Annotated in this window: 20 protein-coding genes and 2 tRNA genes; 14 read left to right on the top strand and 8 right to left on the bottom strand. The window is 38.3% G+C overall.

The features are described from left to right. Positions 1 to 268 precede the first annotated feature (268 nt). From K8P02_RS20945 to K8P02_RS20910, 8 genes are all read left to right on the top strand, one after another. Positions 269 to 574: a hypothetical protein gene (locus K8P02_RS20945; RefSeq protein WP_002559043.1), complete on the top strand. Its 306-nt coding sequence runs from the start codon at positions 269 to 271 to the stop codon at positions 572 to 574. A gap of 380 nt (positions 575 to 954) precedes the next feature. Next, positions 955 to 1,959 (top strand): hypothetical protein, encoded by a 1,005-nt coding sequence (locus K8P02_RS20940; protein WP_002559041.1) that lies wholly within the window; start codon positions 955 to 957, stop codon positions 1,957 to 1,959. 268 nt (positions 1,960 to 2,227) lie between these two features. Then, complete coding sequence (gene argR / locus K8P02_RS20935; RefSeq protein ID WP_002559040.1) at positions 2,228 to 2,701, top strand: arginine repressor; 474 nt, start codon at positions 2,228 to 2,230, stop codon at positions 2,699 to 2,701. A gap of 36 nt (positions 2,702 to 2,737) precedes the next feature. Beyond that, complete coding sequence (locus K8P02_RS20930; protein WP_002559039.1) at positions 2,738 to 3,295, top strand: GNAT family N-acetyltransferase; 558 nt, start codon at positions 2,738 to 2,740, stop codon at positions 3,293 to 3,295. A gap of 15 nt (positions 3,296 to 3,310) precedes the next feature. After that, positions 3,311 to 4,516: an argininosuccinate synthase gene (locus K8P02_RS20925; protein WP_002559038.1), complete on the top strand. Its 1,206-nt coding sequence runs from the start codon at positions 3,311 to 3,313 to the stop codon at positions 4,514 to 4,516. A 6-nt stretch (positions 4,517 to 4,522) separates the two neighbouring features. Continuing rightward, positions 4,523 to 4,735 carry a PspC domain-containing protein gene (locus K8P02_RS20920; RefSeq protein WP_025866757.1) on the top strand — a complete coding sequence of 71 codons (213 nt, stop codon included), beginning with the start codon at positions 4,523 to 4,525 and terminating at the stop codon, positions 4,733 to 4,735. Further along, the gene (argC, locus tag K8P02_RS20915; RefSeq protein WP_223381774.1) at positions 4,728 to 5,696 is read left to right on the top strand and encodes an N-acetyl-gamma-glutamyl-phosphate reductase; all 969 of its coding nucleotides are present in this window, start codon (positions 4,728 to 4,730) and stop codon (positions 5,694 to 5,696) included. Before K8P02_RS20920 ends, argC begins: the two co-directional genes overlap by 8 nt. A 115-nt stretch (positions 5,697 to 5,811) precedes the next feature. Next, entirely contained in the window at positions 5,812 to 6,933 is a 1,122-nt protein-coding gene (locus tag K8P02_RS20910; RefSeq protein ID WP_025866756.1) for an aspartate aminotransferase family protein, read from the top strand. Between the two features lie 619 nt (positions 6,934 to 7,552). On the opposite strand, the gene K8P02_RS20905 is transcribed toward K8P02_RS20910, so the two are convergent. Next, positions 7,553 to 8,563 carry an IS110 family RNA-guided transposase gene (locus K8P02_RS20905; protein WP_223381772.1) on the bottom strand — a complete coding sequence of 337 codons (1,011 nt, stop codon included), beginning with the start codon at positions 8,561 to 8,563 and terminating at the stop codon, positions 7,553 to 7,555. A gap of 608 nt (positions 8,564 to 9,171) precedes the next feature. Between K8P02_RS20905 and proC the strand changes: the two genes are divergently transcribed. From proC to K8P02_RS20885, 4 genes are all read left to right on the top strand, one after another. Next, the gene (gene proC, locus K8P02_RS20900; protein WP_002559033.1) at positions 9,172 to 9,945 is read left to right on the top strand and encodes a pyrroline-5-carboxylate reductase; all 774 of its coding nucleotides are present in this window, start codon (positions 9,172 to 9,174) and stop codon (positions 9,943 to 9,945) included. Positions 9,946 to 10,051: 106 nt separating this feature from the next. Continuing rightward, on the top strand, positions 10,052 to 10,606 hold the full coding sequence (locus tag K8P02_RS20895) for a helix-turn-helix domain-containing protein (protein WP_002559032.1): 555 nt from the start codon (positions 10,052 to 10,054) through the stop codon (positions 10,604 to 10,606). Positions 10,607 to 10,613: 7 nt separating this feature from the next. Then, positions 10,614 to 12,269 (top strand): AMP-binding protein, encoded by a 1,656-nt coding sequence (locus tag K8P02_RS20890; RefSeq protein ID WP_025868085.1) that lies wholly within the window; start codon positions 10,614 to 10,616, stop codon positions 12,267 to 12,269. 314 nt (positions 12,270 to 12,583) lie between these two features. Further along, positions 12,584 to 12,784, top strand: coding sequence for a DUF2007-related protein (locus tag K8P02_RS20885; RefSeq protein WP_002559030.1), 201 nt, complete (start codon positions 12,584 to 12,586; stop codon positions 12,782 to 12,784). 252 nt (positions 12,785 to 13,036) lie between these two features. On the opposite strand, the gene K8P02_RS20880 is transcribed toward K8P02_RS20885, so the two are convergent. Together K8P02_RS20880 and K8P02_RS20875 are read right to left on the bottom strand one after the other, a co-directional pair. After that, positions 13,037 to 14,023, bottom strand: coding sequence for an acyltransferase family protein (locus K8P02_RS20880; RefSeq protein ID WP_002559029.1), 987 nt, complete (start codon positions 14,021 to 14,023; stop codon positions 13,037 to 13,039). A 73-nt stretch (positions 14,024 to 14,096) separates the two neighbouring features. Further along, positions 14,097 to 15,719, bottom strand: a complete 1,623-nt coding sequence (locus K8P02_RS20875; RefSeq protein ID WP_025868084.1) for a sigma-70 family RNA polymerase sigma factor — start codon at positions 15,717 to 15,719, stop codon at positions 14,097 to 14,099. A gap of 573 nt (positions 15,720 to 16,292) precedes the next feature. Between K8P02_RS20875 and K8P02_RS20870 the strand changes: the two genes are divergently transcribed. Further along, positions 16,293 to 16,928, top strand: coding sequence for a hypothetical protein (locus K8P02_RS20870; protein ID WP_025868083.1), 636 nt, complete (start codon positions 16,293 to 16,295; stop codon positions 16,926 to 16,928). A 26-nt stretch (positions 16,929 to 16,954) separates the two neighbouring features. Further along, positions 16,955 to 17,812: a thiol-activated cytolysin family protein gene (locus K8P02_RS20865; RefSeq protein WP_122201025.1), complete on the top strand. Its 858-nt coding sequence runs from the start codon at positions 16,955 to 16,957 to the stop codon at positions 17,810 to 17,812. A 180-nt stretch (positions 17,813 to 17,992) separates the two neighbouring features. On the opposite strand, the gene K8P02_RS20860 is transcribed toward K8P02_RS20865, so the two are convergent. The 5 genes from K8P02_RS20860 to K8P02_RS20840 form a co-directional block, all read right to left on the bottom strand. Continuing rightward, positions 17,993 to 18,925, bottom strand: a complete 933-nt coding sequence (locus tag K8P02_RS20860; RefSeq protein ID WP_025868081.1) for a DUF3137 domain-containing protein — start codon at positions 18,923 to 18,925, stop codon at positions 17,993 to 17,995. Between the two features lie 10 nt (positions 18,926 to 18,935). Further along, on the bottom strand, positions 18,936 to 19,487 hold the full coding sequence (locus K8P02_RS20855) for a LemA family protein (protein WP_025868080.1): 552 nt from the start codon (positions 19,485 to 19,487) through the stop codon (positions 18,936 to 18,938). A gap of 128 nt (positions 19,488 to 19,615) precedes the next feature. Further along, a tRNA-Leu gene (locus K8P02_RS20850) sits at positions 19,616 to 19,699 on the bottom strand. A 14-nt stretch (positions 19,700 to 19,713) separates the two neighbouring features. Continuing rightward, positions 19,714 to 19,786 (bottom strand) — tRNA-Gly (locus K8P02_RS20845). Between the two features lie 522 nt (positions 19,787 to 20,308). Further along, the gene (locus tag K8P02_RS20840) at positions 20,309 to 20,758 is read right to left on the bottom strand and encodes a Rieske (2Fe-2S) protein (protein ID WP_025868079.1); all 450 of its coding nucleotides are present in this window, start codon (positions 20,756 to 20,758) and stop codon (positions 20,309 to 20,311) included. Positions 20,759 to 20,771 lie beyond the last annotated feature (13 nt).

Below are 20,771 nucleotides of genomic sequence, written 5' to 3'. Positions count from 1 at the left end.
TTAGGAATTAATCATAATGATTTAGATAAATTGGAAAAAAACGTTTTTCATAAATTAGATGAAATTGTCAGCCGTTTTTCTCCTTATAAAGAAGACCATTTATTAGCTCCAAAAGCTTTTTACACAAAAAAGAATTACGACAGAAAATAATAGAGAGCTATCATTCATTAAAAGATCAAAACCAATAGTAACTGAAGACAATATGAAATTAAATAAAATTATTTCCAAATAAAAGATTTAGTATATTCCTATAGAAACAGTCAAAACTATGGTAAGAACATATACAAAAATAGGAGATGTTTTCTCTGCAAAAACAAACGAGAATACCAAAAAATATTTTCAATTAATAGCTTATGATTTAACACAGCTAAATAGTGATGTTATTAGAGTATTTAAGGAACAATATCCAATAAATTCAAATCCTGACTTATCAAAAATAGTGAGCGGTGAAATAGAGTTTTATATACATTGTACAACAAAAGCAGGTATAAAGATGAACCTTTGGAACAAAATTGGTAATAACAAGAATATTGGAGAAACCAATCATATATTATTCAGAAGCACAAACGATTAAGGCGTAAAACCTACCGAAAAGCCTATAACAGTCTCTACAGAATGGTGGGTGTGGCGAATTAATGAAAAACAGAAATATGTAGGAAAATTAGAAAAAGAATATCAAAAATCATATATTGGATTGATAGTAGGCCCATTCGTTCTTTTAGAATTGATAAAAGATTATAGATATTCCATAAATTATCCCTCGTTTTGAAAAGGGATAATTTATAACCGAACATTACAACCGGGATTCAAAGAATATTCGTGCGATTGTTTCATTGTAACTGAGATATTTACAGATGAATATAGATGGAAAAAAGGGTTCAAAAGTACAAAGGAACGGGATATTGAATTATAATATAGCCAATATTTATGAGAATTTATTAAAAACAAACTTTAATGACAAAAACAGGATTTTTAATATGCTTTTTATTTATTGTTAATAAAGCATTTGCACAAGCTGACAAATTCTATTATACCAGCTATAATAAGATAGACTCAATGTTAACAGGCAAAAAAGAGTTGAATTTGAAAGAGGCTATATTTTCAACTGAAAATGCCTACTTTGACGGTAATCTAAGCCGCTATAAATTCGAGAATAGTTTACAGCAATTCACTTCTTTTATCAAGTCACTCTCTACAAATAAGTTAATCAGTTATAATCATACTGATTTTTATTCAGTTAACACTCACGCCGCCATCTTTCGGATGATGACAGATACAATCCCGATACATGTTTCCGACACTACCTTATTATACCATTTACCATTCCAATATAATTTTGATGATTATGCAGGCAAAAAAGAATGGAGCAACATGTTTGTTTCTACTTTAATGGTTACACGTAAAGGGAATTGTCACTCATTACCCCTATTCTACAAACTGCTGACCGAAGAATTGGGTGAGAAATCGTGGTTGGCATTAGCTCCCAATCACGCTTACATCAAACTACACAACCAAGCCGACGGTTGGTATAATGTGGAACTGACTTCGGGGCAATTTCCTACTGACGTATGGATAAAAGCTTCCGGATATATCCATACTGACGCTATTCGAAACGGTATTTATATGGATACACTTTCTTTAAAAGCTACAGTTGCTATTTGTATGACGGATCTGGCTGAAGGTTATAAGCATAAGTTCACTTCTACTTACAAACCGGAATTCATACTGCAATGCTGCAATCGTACCTTGGAAGCATTTCCTGATTATATTAACGCCTTATTACTTAAAGCAGAGACATTATTTGAGATGTTTACGAAAACAAAAAATGAAGATTATTATCGGAAAGCAGAGAATCTTTATTCACATATCCATCAGTTAGGTTATCGCAAAATGCCCGAAAAGATGTATCTGGAATGGTTGCAATCGATAAAGGAACATCCCGACGCACATTATCAGTAAAAATCAAGAAGCCACATCGTATATATCCCTAATCAATAATTCAATAAAATTGAAAATATAGAAGCTGTTTCCAAGAAGCCTAAGACAACTTTGCAATCTTCTATATTAGTTATATCGCTATACTCCCCCCTCCCCTCCAGTGTTTATTAAAACCATTTTTGAATAAATTCTGCTTTCATGTATAAAAAGAATAAAAAAGTTTGGTTTTATGCATCATATCTCCAAAATATTGCATACTTTTGCACCATTCTTAGAATAATTATACAAGATGAAAAAGAAAGCAAACCGATTAGATGCTATTAAAATGATTATCTCGAGCAAAGAGGTAGGGTCACAGGAAGAACTTCTGCAAGCACTTGCTGCTGAAGGTTTCGAACTGACTCAGGCTACTCTTTCTCGCGACCTGAAACAATTGAAGGTTGCCAAAGCAGCCAGCATGAATGGTAAATATGTGTATGTATTGCCCAATGACATCATGTATAAACGCGTGGGTGACCAAAGTGCCACTGAGATGTTGATGAACAATGGTTTTATATCCCTACAGTTTTCTGGTAATATTGCTGTTATCAAAACACGTCCCGGATATGCCAGCAGTATGGCTTATGACATTGATAACCGTGAGTTCGGAGATATTTTAGGTACCATTGCAGGAGATGATACTATCATGTTAGTACTGCGTGAAGGGGCTGAACCTAAAATGGTACGAAACTTCTTGTCGCTCATCTTCCCGAATATACAATAATCATATAACAATATACTCGACACACGAATTAAAGAAATGGAGACTCAAAAAATAGATGTGATGGTAGCCGACGCCTCACATGAGGTTTACGTTGACACTATTTTGGAGACAATTAAAAACGCAGCGAAAGTGCGCGGAACAGGGATTGCAGAACGTACACATGAATATGTTGCTACCAAAATGAAGGAAGGCAAAGCTATTATCGCCCTTGAAGGAGAAAAATTTGCAGGCTTTACTTATATTGAGTCATGGGGTAACAAACAATATGTAGCAACGTCAGGACTTATTGTACATCCCGACTACCGTGGATTGGGACTGGCAAAACGTATCAAACAAGCCTCTTTCAAACTGGCTCGTTTACGTTGGCCATGGGCTAAGATATTCAGTTTGACCAGCGGTGCTGCTGTAATGAAAATGAATACAGAACTTGGCTATGTACCTGTAACATTCAATGAGCTGACTGATGATGAATCATTTTGGCGCGGTTGCGAAGGTTGTATCAATCATGACATACTAGTGGCAAAAAACCGTAAGTTCTGCATCTGTACAGCTATGCTTTACGACCCCGAAAAACATAAAGAAGATATTATATAAATAAGGAGATATATCATGGAACAGAAAAAGAAAGTGGTAGTTGCATTCAGCGGAGGATTGGATACCTCATACACTGTAATGTATCTGGCCAAAGAAAAAGGCTATGAAGTATATGCAGCATGTGCCAATACAGGAGGTTTCAGCGACGAACAACTGAAACAGAATGAAGAAAACGCCTATAAGTTGGGAGCTGTGAAATATGTTACACTCGACGTAACACAAGAGTACTACGAAAAGAGCTTGAAATACATGATATTCGGAAATGTATTGCGTAATGGTACTTATCCCATCTCTGTCAGTTCAGAGCGTATTTTCCAGGCACTTGCCATTGCACGTTATGCAAATGAAATCGGTGCGGATGCTATCGCTCATGGTTCTACCGGAGCCGGAAACGATCAGATTCGTTTTGATATGACTTTCTTGGTACTTGCACCGGGTGTGGAAATCATTACACTAACCCGTGATATGGCATTGAGCCGTCAGGAAGAGATTGACTATCTGAACAAAAATGGTTTCAGTGCCGACTTTACAAAACTCAAATACTCTTATAACGTAGGTTTATGGGGCACTTCCATCTGCGGTGGTGAGATACTGGATTCCGCAAAAGGATTGCCTGAAACTGCTTATCTGAAGCAAGTTGAAAAAGAAGGTAGCGAACAGTTACGCCTTGAATTCAAACAAGGAGAACTTCATGCCGTAAACGGAGAAGTATTCGAAGATAAGATTGCCGCTATTCAGAAAGTGGAAGAAATTGGTGCCGCTTATGGTATTGGACGTGATATGCACGTTGGCGACACAATCATCGGCATTAAAGGCCGTGTTGGTTTTGAAGCTGCCGCTCCCATGCTGATCATCGGTGCTCATCGTTTCCTTGAAAAATATACATTGAGCAAATGGCAACAATACTGGAAAGACCAGGTAGCCAACTGGTATGGCATGTTCCTTCATGAAAGCCAGTATCTGGAACCTGTGATGAGAGACATTGAAGCTATGCTACAGGAATCACAACGCAATGTGAACGGTACGGCTATCCTTGAACTCCGTCCGCTCTCTTTCTCTACCATCGGCGTAGAATCTGAAGATGATCTTGTAAAAACAAAGTTTGGTGAGTACGGTGAAATGCAAAAAGGCTGGACAGCCGAAGATGCAAAAGGCTTCATAAAAGTAACTTCCACCCCACTACGCGTTTATTACGCAAACCATAAGGACGAAGAGATTTAGTCCCCGATGAGTAACGAACGTAAACTGACACGCTCACGTAGTGATAGAATGCTTGCAGGTGTTTGCGGCGGGTTGGCCCAATTCTTCGGATTGGATGCCTCTCTCGTACGCATCGTCTATGCTATACTAACAATATTCACCGCATTTGCCGGTGTCCCTGTATATATTTTAATGTGGATTATCATTCCCGAAGAAAAAAACAGATATTCAAATGATTAAAGTAGGAATAATAGGCGGAGCCGGATATACCGCAGGTGAATTAATACGCTTGCTTCTGAATCATCCTGAAGCCGAAATTGTATTCATTAATAGTAGTAGTAATGCCGGAAATAAAATAACCGACGTACACGAAGGACTTTACGGAGAGTGCGATCTGACTTTTACAGACGAACTTCCATTGGATGACATTGATGTACTTTTCTTTTGCACTGCTCATGGCGATACCAAAAAATTTATAGAGAGCCACAACCTCCCGGAAGAGCTGAAAATCATCGATCTCTCTATGGATTATCGCATTGCTTCTCCGGATCATGACTTTATCTACGGATTACCCGAACTGAATCGGCGCGCCACTTGTTCTGCCAAGCATGTAGCCAATCCCGGCTGTTTCGCAACTTGCATTCAGTTAGGACTGCTTCCACTTGCCAAACATTTGATGCTGAATGACGACATCATGGTGAATGCCATAACCGGAAGCACAGGAGCCGGAGTAAAACCCGGTGCAACCAGCCATTTCAGTTGGCGCAATAACAATATGAGCGTATACAAAGCTTTCAATCATCAGCATGTGCCTGAAATCAAACAGTCACTGAAGCAGCTGCAAAATAGTTTTGCATCAGAGATAGATTTCATCCCTTACCGGGGAGATTTTCCACGCGGCATCTTCACTACAATTGTCGTAAAAACAAAAGTTGCTCTGGAAGAGATCGTACGCATGTATGAGGAGTATTATGCCAAAGACTCTTTTGTGCACATCGTAGAAAAGAATATCGATTTGAAGCAGGTTGTCAACACCAACAAGTGTCTGATACATCTGGAGAAACACGGTGATAAGCTACTCATCATCTCCTGTATCGACAACTTACTGAAAGGTGCCAGTGGGCAAGCTGTCCACAACATGAATCTAATGTTCAATCTGGAAGAAACAGTAGGTCTCCGGCTAAAACCATCGGCCTTTTAGATTGACGATTGGACGATTTACAATTAGACGATTGGGGTTACTTCAATTGTAAATCGTAAATCAATAAAAGTAACTTCAATCGTAAATTGTAAATCGTAAAATTGTAAATATCATGATGAATTTATTCGATGTATATCCTCTTTTCGATATAAATATAGTCAAAGGAAAAGGCTGCCATGTATGGGACGAAAACGGTACAGAATTTCTCGACCTTTATGGGGGGCATGCCGTTATTTCCATCGGGCATGCTCATCCGCACTATGTTGAAATGATTAGCAATCAGGTTGCAAAACTTGGCTTCTATTCAAACTCAGTGATCAACAAGCTACAACAAGAAGTAGCAGCACGTTTGGGAAAGATTTCAGGTTATGATGATTATTCGCTTTTCCTTATTAATAGTGGAGCAGAAGCGAATGAGAATGCTCTTAAACTGGCTTCATTTCACAATGGAAGAACAAAAGTAATCTCTTTCAGCAAAGCTTTTCACGGACGTACTTCATTAGCAGTAGAAGCTACGGACAATCCAAAAATCATTGCTCCAATCAATGCCAATGAACATGTAACCTATCTCCCATTGAATGATACGGAAGCAATGAAAGCCGAACTGGCTAAAGGTGACGTTTGTGCCGTTATTATCGAAGGTATTCAGGGAGTAGGCGGAATCAAGCTACCTACTACAGAATTCATGCAGGAACTTCGCAAAGCATGCACCGAGAATGGTACGATACTTATTCTGGATGAAATTCAAAGTGGCTATGGACGTAGCGGTAAATTCTTTGCTCATCAATATACAGGTATCAAACCCGATATCATTACTGTAGCCAAAGGTATTGCCAATGGTTTTCCTATGGCAGGAGTACTTATCAGCCCGATGTTTACACCGGTTTACGGTATGTTAGGTACCACTTTCGGAGGTAACCACCTTGCTTGTGCCGCTGCACTTGCCGTATTGGATGTTATAGAACAGGAACAACTGATAGAAAATGCTGCAACAGTAGGTACTTATCTGATAGAAGAGTTAAAGAAGTTCCCGCAAATTAAAGAAGTACGCGGTGAAGGATTAATGATTGGTATGGAATTCGAAACTCCTATCAAAGAACTACGCACGAAATTGCTGAAAGAACAAAAAGTATTTACTGGGGTAAGTGGTACAAATGTTATTCGCCTCCTGCCACCTCTCTGCCTCAGTATGGAAGAAGCAACAGTGTTTCTGAACCGATTAAAGAAAATACTTTAGTACTTTATTACTAACGTACCCCAAAAGCACTTTTAGAAAAATAGTTTCTTACGATATCAAAACAATTATTAAGCCGTATTGATTTTTTCGATACGGCTTAATAATTTTAACCGCCCAAAGTCCCGCCATCCTTTTTAATTACAAAGCAACACATTCCTTTCTCTTTCGTTTTATTTCTTTTGTCACATCTTATAAACATCAACAAGTTTCTCTACGATGATCACTTCGTTTCTCGTAGAGTTTCGACCCGATCTCCGTAGAGAAACGACCCGTTCCTCGTATACTCTATTAAAACCAAATGTTTCCGCAGAATATTGCTTTAATAAATGTTAACTACGAAAGATATATCCTTTCTTCACTATGTTTTCTTTTTCATTACAATTAATGACTGACTCTACTTTCGTAACTATACCAATTGTTATATCTTATGGATGTTTCATTTATTTCTCGGTGATAAATGCCCCGTTTCTCGTAGAGAATCGAAGCGTTTGTCGTAGAGAAACGAGTCGATTCTCTACGAGAAAATAATCTCTCATATAATGTATTAATTATCAATGTATTATAAAACCGTCTACTTGTTTTGAATATTTACTACCTAAACGGTCCATTTGTTCCTTTTTCAGCATTTATTTGTATCTAAAATCACAACACATCTCGGGTCTCTTTGTATATAATCCCTGTCATAGGTCTGTTGCTTTTGAATCAGACTGTAAATCAGCCGCAATAACTTATTGGCAATGTTATTCATCGCTACGAAAAAGTGCTTCTTTTCCACTTTATGCTTTTTTAGGAAGTATAATCTTATTTCTTTATTATGCTCCTTTGCCGAACGTGCACATAAGAAAAGCAGTGTTTTCAATTGTTTGTCACCCATTGGCGATATTTTATGTCCACATTTCATCTTTCCCGATTCTTTGGGATAAGGAGCGATACCTGCGTAAGCAGCACATTTTTTAGCCGTGTCTAATTTTCTAAAATTCTCTGTCTTTATTATCAGCTCACAACTGGTCACAGGTCCTACACCGACAATGGAGGTAAGAATCTGATAATTCCTGCTGAATTCGGAAGAGTTTTGTATGAGGGCTTCTATCTCATGGTCAAGCCCGGATATTTGGGTATTTAACTCCGCAAGAACAGCTCTCCGTGCATGGTCGGCCGCCAGGGAAACAGAAGATTTACAATTATCACCTATGTTTAAAGTGTCCAGGCGCTTACGAGATTCCACCAGCAGAGAGCGTGTACGATACAATTCCTGAAGTTCAGACATCTCTTCCCCAGGATAGAAACAAGGTCTGAGAAGGTCATAAAAACGTTCGGCATATTCACGGATACGACAGGCATCCAGAGGATCGGATTTACCACGCTGAAGCCCCAGACTATGCTTTATCTGATAACCCGGAACAAAACACAGGCATGTCCGGTTTAAAGTACACAGACGAAGCAGTAGGTCCCCATAAACGCCTGTATGTTCCGCACAAAGAACGGCAGAGGAAGGCAAGGAGAGAAGAAACTTGCTGATCCCATGAACCGTGTTCTTTACACCGGATAAATGACGGACACTGCCCGATTCACTCAAAAAACTAACGTCAAAGCTTGACATTCCCAAATCAATTCCATAAATTTGTACCATAACATTTTTATTTAGTGAAGGTCTCCGATATTGAACGGCTACTACCATGATAATGGGATCCAACTCCCGAAATACTCTCTGGCTTAGGTTCAATAAATATGTCGTGCTTAATACGAGGAATAAGCTAAAAGATTAATAGAGGAAGTAAGCTAACGCGACATATGGAGGCTTTCTTGTTTACGAGACAATATTAAGAAATTTATTCTTATTAACGTTCATAAAGAACTATGTTTTCCATGGCAAAGATAATGGTAGAGGAAAATAAGCATGCTATATACATCTAATAATCAGAACATTACACCGAGACAACGTTGTTTTAATTTTTCTATATCAGAAAAACAATTTTCTCTATTCAAATATACTTTTTATCATTCTTCAATTATTACACAACACAAAATTAAAGCCCTATCATTTGTATTTTATATTAAATCTCAGAAATCTATATTTTTATAATTCACAATTATAAAGTAGTTATTGACAAAAAGTACTATTGAGACAGTTCAATAACATAAAGATTACACCACTTTAATGAAAATACCCATCAAAAATATGCATATTCTCACTTTTTACTTTTACCTTTGCCTCAAAACAGACTAAAATATTATAATATGAAAGTAGCTATCATTGGTGCAGGAAATATGGGCTCTGCCATTGCACGTGGCTTAGCTCAGGGATATCTGATTCAAGGACATGAAATTGTTGTTTCTAATCCAAGTAATGGAAAACTGGAGAAACTAAAAGCCGACTTTCCCAATATTAAAACAACAAACGATAACATAGATGCAGCGGCTAATGCCGATATCGTAATTGTTGCAGTAAAGCCTTGGCTGATAGAAGAAATACTCAATCCACTCCGTTTGAAACGTACACAGATACTTGTTTCATTGGCTGCCGGGATCTGTTTTGACGATCTGGCACATTTTTGTGGCGAACCGGAGATGCCCATCTTCCGCGTCATTCCTAATACCGCTATAGCCGAACGTGCCAGTATGACGTTGATCTCTGCGCGGAACGCTTCGGATAAACAGAAAAAACTATTAACGGATATATTCAACGAAATGGGATTGACAATGATTATACCGGAAAGTAAAATAGCAGCAGCTACGGCCCTCACTTCATGTGGTATTGCATACGTGCTTAAGTATGTACAAGCCGCCATGCAGGCAGGTATCGAAATGGGAATCGCTCCGAAAGATGCTATGAAAATGGTAGCACAATCTTTGGAAGGAGCTGCAGAGTTGTTGCTAAATAAAGAAACACATCCCAGTGTTGAGATAGATAAAGTAACCACTCCCGGTGGGATCACCATTAAAGGAATTAACGAACTGGAACATGCCGGATTCACCTCTGCGGTGATTAAGGCGATAAAGGCATCGAAATAGTGATAAGCGGGGGAGTGATAAGTGATTAATACCATGCGGATTATGGTTCAACTTGCTTATCACGTATCACTAACTAATCACTGACCACTAATAACTAATTATACATATGGACGACCAAATCAGACAAATTGCCGAACGATTGCGCGGATTGCGTGACGTATTGGAACTTACCTCAGAAGATATCGCCCGCGATTGTGATATCTCCGCAGAAGAATATCGCCTGGCAGAAACAGGACAATACGACATCTCAGTAGGTATGCTACAAAAAATCGCACATAAATATGGTATCTCTCTGGATGCACTTATGTTTGGAGAAGAACCTAAAATGAGTAGTTACTTCCTGACCCGTGCGGGAAAAGGAATAAGTATTGAACGCACCAAATCCTATAAATACCAATCTTTGGCTGCCGGGTTCATAAATCGCAGTGCCGACCCGTTTATTGTAACGGCTGAGCCCAAACCAGATGATGAACCGATACACTACAACAGTCATAGCGGACAGGAATTCAATTTAGTACTCGAAGGCCGTATGTTGGTCAATATAGAAGGTAAAGACCTGATACTGAACGAAGGTGACAGTCTCTATTTCAACGCTAAACTCCCACACGGCATGAAAGCACTTGACGGAAAACCAGTGCGTTTCCTCGCCGTTATCATGTAATATTATTATGGTAGAAAGATTTTTATCACAGACAACATTCTCTTCACAGGAAGATTTTATCCAAAACTTAAAAATCAACGTACCCGAAAACTTCAATTTCGGGTATGATGTAGTAGATACCTGGGCTGCCGAACAGCCGGATAAACCTGCACTGTTGTGGACGAACGATAAGGGTGAACATATCCAGTTCACATTTGCTGACATGAAACGTTATACAGACATGACAGCCTCTTACTTCCAATCACTCGGCATAGGCCGTGGAGATATGGTAATGCTTATCCTGAAACGCCGTTATGAATTCTGGTTCAGCATCATCGCCCTGCACAAACTGGGTGCTACGGTTATTCCTGCCACTCACCTGCTGACAAAGAAAGATATTGTATACCGCTGTAATGCCGCAGACATCAAAATGATTGTTGCTGCCGGCGAAGAAGAGATCACAAAGCATATCATCGAAGCAATGCCCGAGTGCCCTTCTGTACATAAACTGGTAAGCGTAGGTCCTGAGATTCCGGAAGGATTTGAAGACTTCCACAAAGGCATTGAATCTGCCACTCCATTTGTCAAACCGGAACATCCGAATACCAATGATGACATCTCACTGATGTACTTCACTTCGGGTACTACCGGTGAACCGAAAATGGTAGCACACGACTTTACCTACCCATTAGGACATATCGTTACAGGTAGTTTCTGGCACAATCTCACGGAAAACAGTCTCCACCTCACCATTGCGGATACAGGTTGGGGAAAAGCTGTATGGGGTAAACTGTACGGACAATGGATTGCCGGAGCAAACATCTTTGTCTATGATCATGAGAAATTTACTCCGGGTGATATCTTGGCAAAGATACAGGATTATCATGTCACTTCACTTTGTGCCCCTCCTACAATTTTCCGTTTCCTGATTCATGAGGATCTGACCAAGTATGATCTTTCCTCACTACAATACTGTACGATTGCAGGCGAAGCACTGAACCCGGCCGTATTCGATACTTTCAAAAAACTGACAGGAATCAAATTGATGGAAGGCTTCGGACAGACTGAAACCACCTTGACTGTAGCTACTTTCCCCTGGATGGAGCCAAAACCGGGAAGTATGGGTGTACCCAACCCACAATATGATGTTGATCTCATAGATAATGAAGGCCGTTCTGTGGAAGCCGGTGAACAAGGACAAATCATCATTCGTACTACGCAGGGAAAACCATTAGGACTGTTTAAAGAGTATTACCGGGACGCAGCCCGTACTCATGAAGCCTGGAATAACGGCATTTATTATACAGGGGATGTGGCCTGGAAAGACGAAGACGGTTATCTTTGGTTCGTAGGGCGTGCAGATGATGTAATCAAAAGCTCCGGTTACCGGATCGGCCCGTTTGAGGTGGAAAGTGCTTTAATGACACACCCTGCTGTCATTGAGTGTGCTATCACGGGAGTACCCGATGAAATTCGTGGCCAGGTGGTAAAAGCTACCGTCGTTCTGTCTAAAGAATACAAAACACAAGCAGGCGAAGCATTAATAAAAGAGCTTCAAAACCATGTTAAAAAGGTTACTGCACCTTATAAATATCCACGTGTCATTGAATTCGTTGATGAACTGCCCAAAACTATCAGCGGAAAGATACGCCGTGTGGAAATTCGTAAGAACGATGAAAAATAAGATACATTAAGAAATTATTGTTCTAAAACACAGATTAGCACCGATTCTCCGCAAATTTATTCCTCAGTCAGGTATAGGCTCCACGAAGATCAGTGCTAATTTGTATTTTATATTCCGGGGCATTGTTTCATTCATTTTCCAAAACTCTATTTATTCACAATAACAATTACTAAAAAGACGCATAAATTGCATCAATTTATATCGTACCTGCTAACGTTTGCAACAAATCTTATAAAGATTGAACTATAAGTTATAATCCATATTAGAAACATACCCTATATTTGCAGTATCAAATACAATAAAAACCAAAACTGATGATTACAAGTAGAAAGATTTCCCAAATAGATGTTTTTGCCGGTAGCCCATGGGAGGTTGCCAGTGTAAAAAGACTTCTGAATGCAGCTTACATTGAAGTTTCAATGAAGGATAAAGGTACTAACTGTATTTTACTATCCGTACCTTGTGAGTGTTATACAGCCGCTATGCGTGTTATAGAAAACAGAAAGATTTCATAGGTTTTCAAAATATACTAGATTAAGATTAAGTTAGATTGTGGCCGGCCCGATGCGAAATCGGAACCGGCTTTTTTATTTTTATCTTTCTTCTGAGATACCCCCTGCGAATTAAGTATTAAGTTATCCCAATGTACCTACCCCAATCTTCATAATCTCCTTTCAACCGGACACTTTATAAAAACTATCATTTTCGATACAGGCATTATGAGGTTGGGGAAATAATATTCTTTTTCCACTGAAAGTCGGAAGGTTTTACAAAAACTCTTTACCTACAAGAAAACGGGAAAGCCCGGTCTTATCGGCCAGACGAGCCAATGACAAGCATCCCAGAACCACAAAACAAACCGCCACGCACATAAAGCAGATACCCGAAGTATCAAATAAGAATAAAGGAATAAATAACCTGGAAAGTATTGTAAAAAGGGGAGAGAACAGTAATATGGGAAATGTATTACGCCCTACAAAATAGCTTATTTTCCGCAATCCGGCTGGTATATACTTGTGCAAAAACAATAAAAAACTTATTGTGACATAAGTAATAACCACACCTGCCAATGTAGACCGGTCTAAATTTTCCGGAAAGCAAGATAACAGAATGAAAGGAATGATGGCAATCGCTGAAGGTTGAAATACAGAAAGAAAATTCTGCCGGCTCTGGCAAATGGCAACACCGGCAATGAAATAAATTGCATTGGCCAATGATAATATTTTAGTCCAACAGGCAATTCCCCCAAAACAGACACCCAATATGAGTAAAAAAGAAGCCCGGTTCAGCTGTTCACACAGCCTGTTCAGTGTATAATAAACCAGACTGCAGATCAGCAAAGTATGCAGATACCAATAGGGGCCAATGGGAGCAACGAATATCTTATATAGAATGATATTCAAAGATACTTCCTCTACCTTCTCCCGCACAGGCAATACCGACGACATACACACATATCCTGTTTCCATAACGGCGTAAGGGATAAACATCCACAACATCGTATTACAAAATGAGCGGACTCCTTTATCAACATTCAACAGATAACCTGATATAATGAAGAAAGCAGGCATATGAAATGTATAAACCACCTGTTTCAGATAAGGATATTTATCACCGATATATACCAGATGAAAAATAATCATCAACAGAATAAAAATACACTTCAAATAGTCCAGTTGATTGATACGAATTTGTCTCCTACTGCTCCTCTCTCCTTTTGTGTAGCATTGCCATTTCGTCGTTTGTCTTTGCATTCCTGTTTGGGATTAAATTCTACTTTTATGATAGGTTTACTCCCTAATGACTGCACAATAACATCCTCTTTTTTCAATAAGTCCAACGTATTCCCATTGGTAAGGTAAAATTAACAGGATGATCTTTCCGGATAGTATTCAAATAACTACCATCATTAAAATAGTAATGTATACCAGGTTCTATAAAAATTCCTACAGAAGAAGACAATTGATATTGAATGCCCACCCCTCCGTCAACAGACCATTGTAATGGCACTTTTAACGTACGATTTGTGCTGTATTCCAACTGATCATCCACTATATAATCAGTTTTCAATGTACCGGACACCGGAATCTCCAGAGTAATTCCTCCCGAAATATAAAATGAGAAACGTTTGTATCTTCCCAGGAAGTAACTCCCCCGGAGTGGAATACCTATATAATTCAACGTTTGCCTTTCATTTACATAAGAATCATCACCCAAAGTAAAATCGGACACCAGCCGGGTATAATTAAGTCCGGTTTCAATGCCCCAATTATTATCAAGTGGTTTACGTAAAAGCAAACCAAAGGTAAAAGGAATATAATGGTGCTTCTTCTTCCTTATTTTCCGACCACTGTTTCGGTCAGCAATATTCATCAACGAACGAACCTTCACCTGATCATCCAGCATAGAACCATATTCCTGCAAATAACGATGATATTCATCCCAGTTATCGGTAGAAGAAGCTACCGGACTACTTGAAATGTCATTGTGTACTAAAGTGTTCAGCTGCTGAGGCAACACATCTTCTATTGTCCGACCATTGTTGTACTTTAATGTAAATGTCCAACCAGTGGATTTTTTAGAAGAGGTAAATAGCTTTCGTCCTTGCCTTTCGGTATACGGATAGAAAGAAGCATGTGGAAAAACCACAGGAAGTACCGAATGAGTTGTATCTATTATTGTTTCTTCCGATAAAGGAGTTGCCGTACCAGGACATAGCGGAATAACCACTGCATCAGCAGGTTTACATATAGGACGCTTTTTAGGAGAAACAGGTAAGATCTCTGCATTCTCGCCTTCACTATCAGAATCCGAATTACAAATGGCAGTTGCAGTAGTCAGTAATTGTACTCTATCCGCCGCTTTCCACAGCAAAAAATCTCCAAGAGGTAACAATAACAAAACCAAGAGAATCAGCTGTGCCCGATATTCAATAATCATCTTTTTCAACTGTTCTTTAGCACGAAAAAACTGAGAAGACGATGAATGAGGTTCAATATGTAATAAATCGGCTATCTCCCTATGTGAAAGTCCATCAAGTGCCGACAGTTTGAATATGTTACGATATCCTTCAGGTAGTTTCTCAATCATAGAAAGCAATACATCCAATGGCAATAGTTCCATATCCGGTTCGGTGTTCATCGGTTCATCCTCTTCAGAAATCCCGGAAAGTGGTATTACGGATACAGCACGAGACTGATTGAGATATTGCAATGCAAGATTGGTCATTATACGACTCATCCAGTTTTCTAACTTTTCCGGATGACGCAAAGAACCCAATGAAGAGAATATAAGTATAAAACCATCATGCATCAGATCCTGTGCGATCTGTCTGTCCGTAACAAAACGAAAACATATTCCCAACATTTTATGAGAATATGTTTTATAAAGTAAGGCTTGTGCCTTCCGCTCCCCTTTTTTGCACCGTTCAACCAGTTCGACTACCTCCATTACAAATATTGTTACTATAATAAGATGGACAATACATCAAAAGACTGCATGAAAAAGTTACTTTTTTTTCTGAGAAGGTCATATTATTCATTATACCCACTTTATTAAATCTCAAAAAGCAGAAATTATCACATAAAACCGTCATATACAATACAGTAACAAGAAATATCTGTGGTAATACCAACCCGGTACAAATTAACACTGTTAACGAGAAATCAAAACATCCGTTTTCTATGAAATAAGAGTACGTACTCTTCCGGTCTAAAAGTACGTACTCTTATACCTAAAGAATACGTACTTAACACACTCTTAAATACGTACTTTTATAAACTAAAATATCATATATTCAACGTATACTCTTTATCCCATAATTGATATAAAAAAGTTATCTTCTACCCTGTTCTCTCACAAATAGTACACAACCTGAAAGCATAATAAAATATAAATATGAACAATACCGAAACAGGATTGTCCATTATCATTATATTTGCAAGATGAATTACTATGCTCTGCAAAAAAGAGTATCACTAAATATAGACAATCTTAACTATCACATAAACAATACATAATATAATGAAAAAGCTCCTGAAAAAGAATGCTTCTTACACTGTAAGTATAAGTATAGTCCAGAATCCTTTTAAGTTGATAAAGAATAAAATGCTCCATTTCACCTTACTAATAGGAGTATTTGCTTTTGCATCTTGCACTAATGATGATCCGCAGCCCGAACCACCAGCTCCTAACGGGGAATTATATACTTTAAAATACAAATCACAAGAGATATTAGAGCTAAAACAAATGCAAGCAGGACAGGAAGTACAGAATCTCCCTGTTGAAGAATCAAAGAAGTATTTTGGAAAACGCTTATCACTTACCAGCCCAACCGAATTGCAACTAAAAGATGATTCTCTCTTCATCATCAAAAGCTACGGAATCACCGAAAAATATAAAATGAAATCCCATAATAATGAAGTATTTCTTTATAATGACCTATCGGACGTATGGGAGTATTGCGGAACAAGAGAAGATAAAAACAGTTTTACACTTAACATAGGCTTTTATATTCAGGAAAGAGTAAACATCCAACGGATTCTGCATACTGCGGGACAGGAGTATTCACTAAAATCTTTTTCCGACCTAATGGAATATGTAGGTAAAGACGGACCATCATCTGTTATCTGGTTGAAGCAGCAAATTGTTTTTGAATAAATATAAATCTATAAAAGCGACGAAAGATGAAGACAAAAATAAAATATATCATATTACTTCTTTTAGTGATTCAAACCGGTTATGCACAAGAAGCGAGTAAGTTTACTGTAAAGGTTCCCAACAAAACATTTATAGGCGCCATATTAGAGCCCGGTAGTATCAACAGTGATACGCATCAATTTCTGGATGTTCCTCTCAATCCTATTACAATCAGTTATAGCCTTCCAATGAAAAGTCAGGAAATAACACCGGGTTATGACAATATGATGAAAGCAATCCGGGAAGGATTGCAACAAAACAATATCCTGAAACCAAACTATCAATTCAGCAGTTCAATTGACGAAATAAAATCTTATGAAGAATTAGCCATCTATTTCGGACAGAAAATCAATCCGTCCCTTTTCTTCGGCACTTCACGCCAGAAGCAGAAAAAGACAATTGTTGTATTAAGCATCAGTCAAAGTTTCTTTTCTGTAGACATGGACTTGCCTGAATCGTTAAGTGACGACCCTACTGTACTTGAACAAAAAGACAAACTTATTTATGTCAGCTCTATTCAGTTTGGCCGCAAAGCAGTCGCAATCATCGAATCGGATTTTGATTCTCAAACAGTAAAAACAGCGATTAAAGATATTATCAGTAAGACAGAAAACAATGAAGCAAGTATACTTGACGAAAGTATGGCTGTCATTGCAAATGCCACTGTAAGATGTATGACTATAGGCAATGATAACATGGAGGAAACCGATCCGGATAATCCATTAAAAAATCTGATAAACTACCTGAACAAGAAAGCGACACCGGAAGATTTTGGTATGCCCATCACTTTCTCAGCCGCTTATCTAAAAGATAATTCGGTATTTGTCAATAAATTCACAAAATAATGTTTCTGAATTAGTCCGCAACCATCTTTTGATCGAAACGCAGATAAACACGGATTATCGCAAAGAATCAATGACAAAGTTATCTGATCTGTGAAAATTTGAGTTAATCTGCGTTTCAACTGTTATAGAAAGGTTACAGTAATAAATTCAGAAAAACAGACCTCTTTTTTAAATAGCCTTCTATTCTTTACTCCAAATACGAGTATTCAGATTGAGATCATCAACAATTGAGATTAGTGCACTAATTGTCTCTATTTCAGGACTGAGAGATTGTACATCAGTAATAGGAGACCATATACTTGCCTCAAAATGATTCTTAGAATCCGGGATAGCAATCAGAATGGTGGAGTCCCGGAAACTAATGGTAACTCCTTGCCCAAACTTACGATCCAGTTCCAGCAAACGCTCCATCATGAAAGGGGTAATAAGATACCGGGCTTCAACCTGATCGGTAGAGTAAACATCAAATGTATTCTCAAAATCGGGATTTTCCATCTTAACTCTTGACTCCCCAAACCTTAATTTAAAAAAACGATCCCGAAGAATCGTAGTCTTTCCTTTAAAGTCTTTATGAAAATCGGCCATAAACAGAAACCCTCTGAAAATATTCACATAGTATTGCCGCGTCTGCCCTTTAGCTCCCACCTGCGTCCTTCTTTCTTCGGCATGTACCTCTGCACAAAGAAACTCGGTCTTATCAACATACCCATGAATCAAATCTTCGGTGTGATAGCGATCCGGAGCACAAGGGAATAGTCCACAATTAGAAAACACCTCTTCATTAATCCCCTCATTGGGAGAATATGTGGCGTTATCACAAAATGCACCAATCACCCTGGCAATCACTTCGTTTTTGTAGTGCAAAGAAAAATCCTTCGATTTACTATTTACACAAGCATAATAGATGAGAGCAGAGACAACTCCAACAAATAATAAAAGTATTACCGGATAGCCGAATAGAACTAATAATATCCCCCCGGCAATAAAAAAGAGAATACCGCCCCATAATCCCGCTTTATGACCTTGAGATTTAAGTTCCCGGCGTTTATCTTCCAAAGACTGCAAAACAGAAGGTAATTCCTGCGACAATGATTCAAAGCGTGACTGTCCCATAGTAAGCCCTTTATGAATTAAGTAATTCTTTTACATCAGGAGTAATACGTTCCGATTCCTGAATAGCCCATACCCCTTTACGGTTAAACCCAAAGATACCAGCCAATAAGTTAGATGGAAAGGTCTGCACTGCATTATTATAATCAGTGACACAGGCATTATATGTACGCCTTGCAGCAGCCAATTGCTCTTCAGTTTCATTAATAGAACGCTGTAATTGCATAAAATTATCGGAAGCCTTTAGTTCCGGATAACTCTCGGCTATTGCCAATAAACCGGTATGGGCATGAGTGAAGATATCGTCCAGATTTGCTTTTTCACTATTTGAAAGAGTAACATAAGATTTACTCCTTATTTCAGTCAGTTTTGTAAATACTCCCTCCTCATATTTAGCATACTGCCGAACCGTCGCCACCAAATTAGGAATAAGATCATATCGCTTCTTCAGCATAACGTCAATCGTAGCAAAAGCATTTTCTGTTTGGTTCTTTTTCCTCACAAGGGAGTTATAAACAACTCCAACAAAAATAATCAGAAGTACAAGAATAATCACTATGACCATAAACTAATAGTAACGGCATCCTTTTGCCGGAATTAAACTCAATTGCCGTGAAATAGATTGAATTCCCAATAGTAAAACAAAAAAAGCTCTGTAAATTTCTTACAGAGCTTTTTCACAAAGAACACTCGTACTCGAAGCGGGACTTGAACCCGCACAGCCGCAATGGCCAAAGGATTTTAAGTCCTTCGTGTCTACCATTCCACCATTCGAGCATCCTTTCAAAGAGAGCGGAAAACGAGACTCGAACTCGCGACCCTAACCTTGGCAAGGTTATGCTCTACCAACTGAGCTATTTCCGCGTTTTTTCAACGAGTGCAAAGATACAGAGTTTCCTTGTTTCTGCCAAATATTTTTAAGGGAAAGTTTATAAATGAAAGATACAAAGTTTATCCGGAGGATACGTAGTTATCAAAAAAGTAATTATAGAAATCTTTTAAAAGAAAAGAGAAGCATCGAATTAAAAGTCCGTTCGCGTGTAATCGATTGATTGACAGCGAATATCGTCTTCTTGTTTTAAGCCTATCCAAAGTGTACACTTTGGCATATGTTAATTGTACACTTCAGTCATACCAAAGTGTACAATCTTGATATGCTAAAATGTACAATCCTGTAAAGCAAAACCGGAGTGTTAAAATTAGGATTAACATCCTTAACAAATTACCTGTTTTTAGGATGAATCTGATATAAGAGGAGATTAATATATAAATAATGTATACCTAATCAGTATTAAAGAAAGTACAATCAATTCATTACTCAAAAAGCAGTCATACTTTTACATAACAGAACAAGGGTTTTCCAGAAGAAAGAGAAATATCCGTTATTTAATTACGAACTTGCAATGTAGTACCGCTCACAATCACATTGTATCGTTTCAGGTACTCTTTTCCTTCTCCTTCTACCGGAGCTCCACCACTACTCAGATTATACTTTGTTCTGCATTTAGGACAGATAGCAGTGCCCAATCCATCATCCTGTACATCTATTGAAACATTACGGCTGGCCTCCACCGGACAGGCTGCATCAAAAGCAGTATAATCATATCCCTGAGAATAGATAGATTGCCCAATTATCAGACCTGCATATCCCACAGGAATACCGTTTACATTTTTGGCTTTCTTTATAAATTGCCCGGGGATAGTCAATTTAGAATATTCACCCTGTACCAGATCACACGAGAAATAGAACGAAACATCCGGAATAGTTGATTTATAGGAGTCGTCACAAGCAACGGCACCTATAAATAGCAATATAACAAGAAATAATTTACGCATCTATATTCTCCTT

Source organism: Bacteroides nordii, assembly GCF_019930665.1.
Classification (GTDB): Bacteria; Bacteroidota; Bacteroidia; order Bacteroidales; family Bacteroidaceae; genus Bacteroides; species Bacteroides nordii.
Note: the sequence above shows the minus strand (reverse complement) of the source record. Positions and strands in the feature narration are given on the sequence as shown.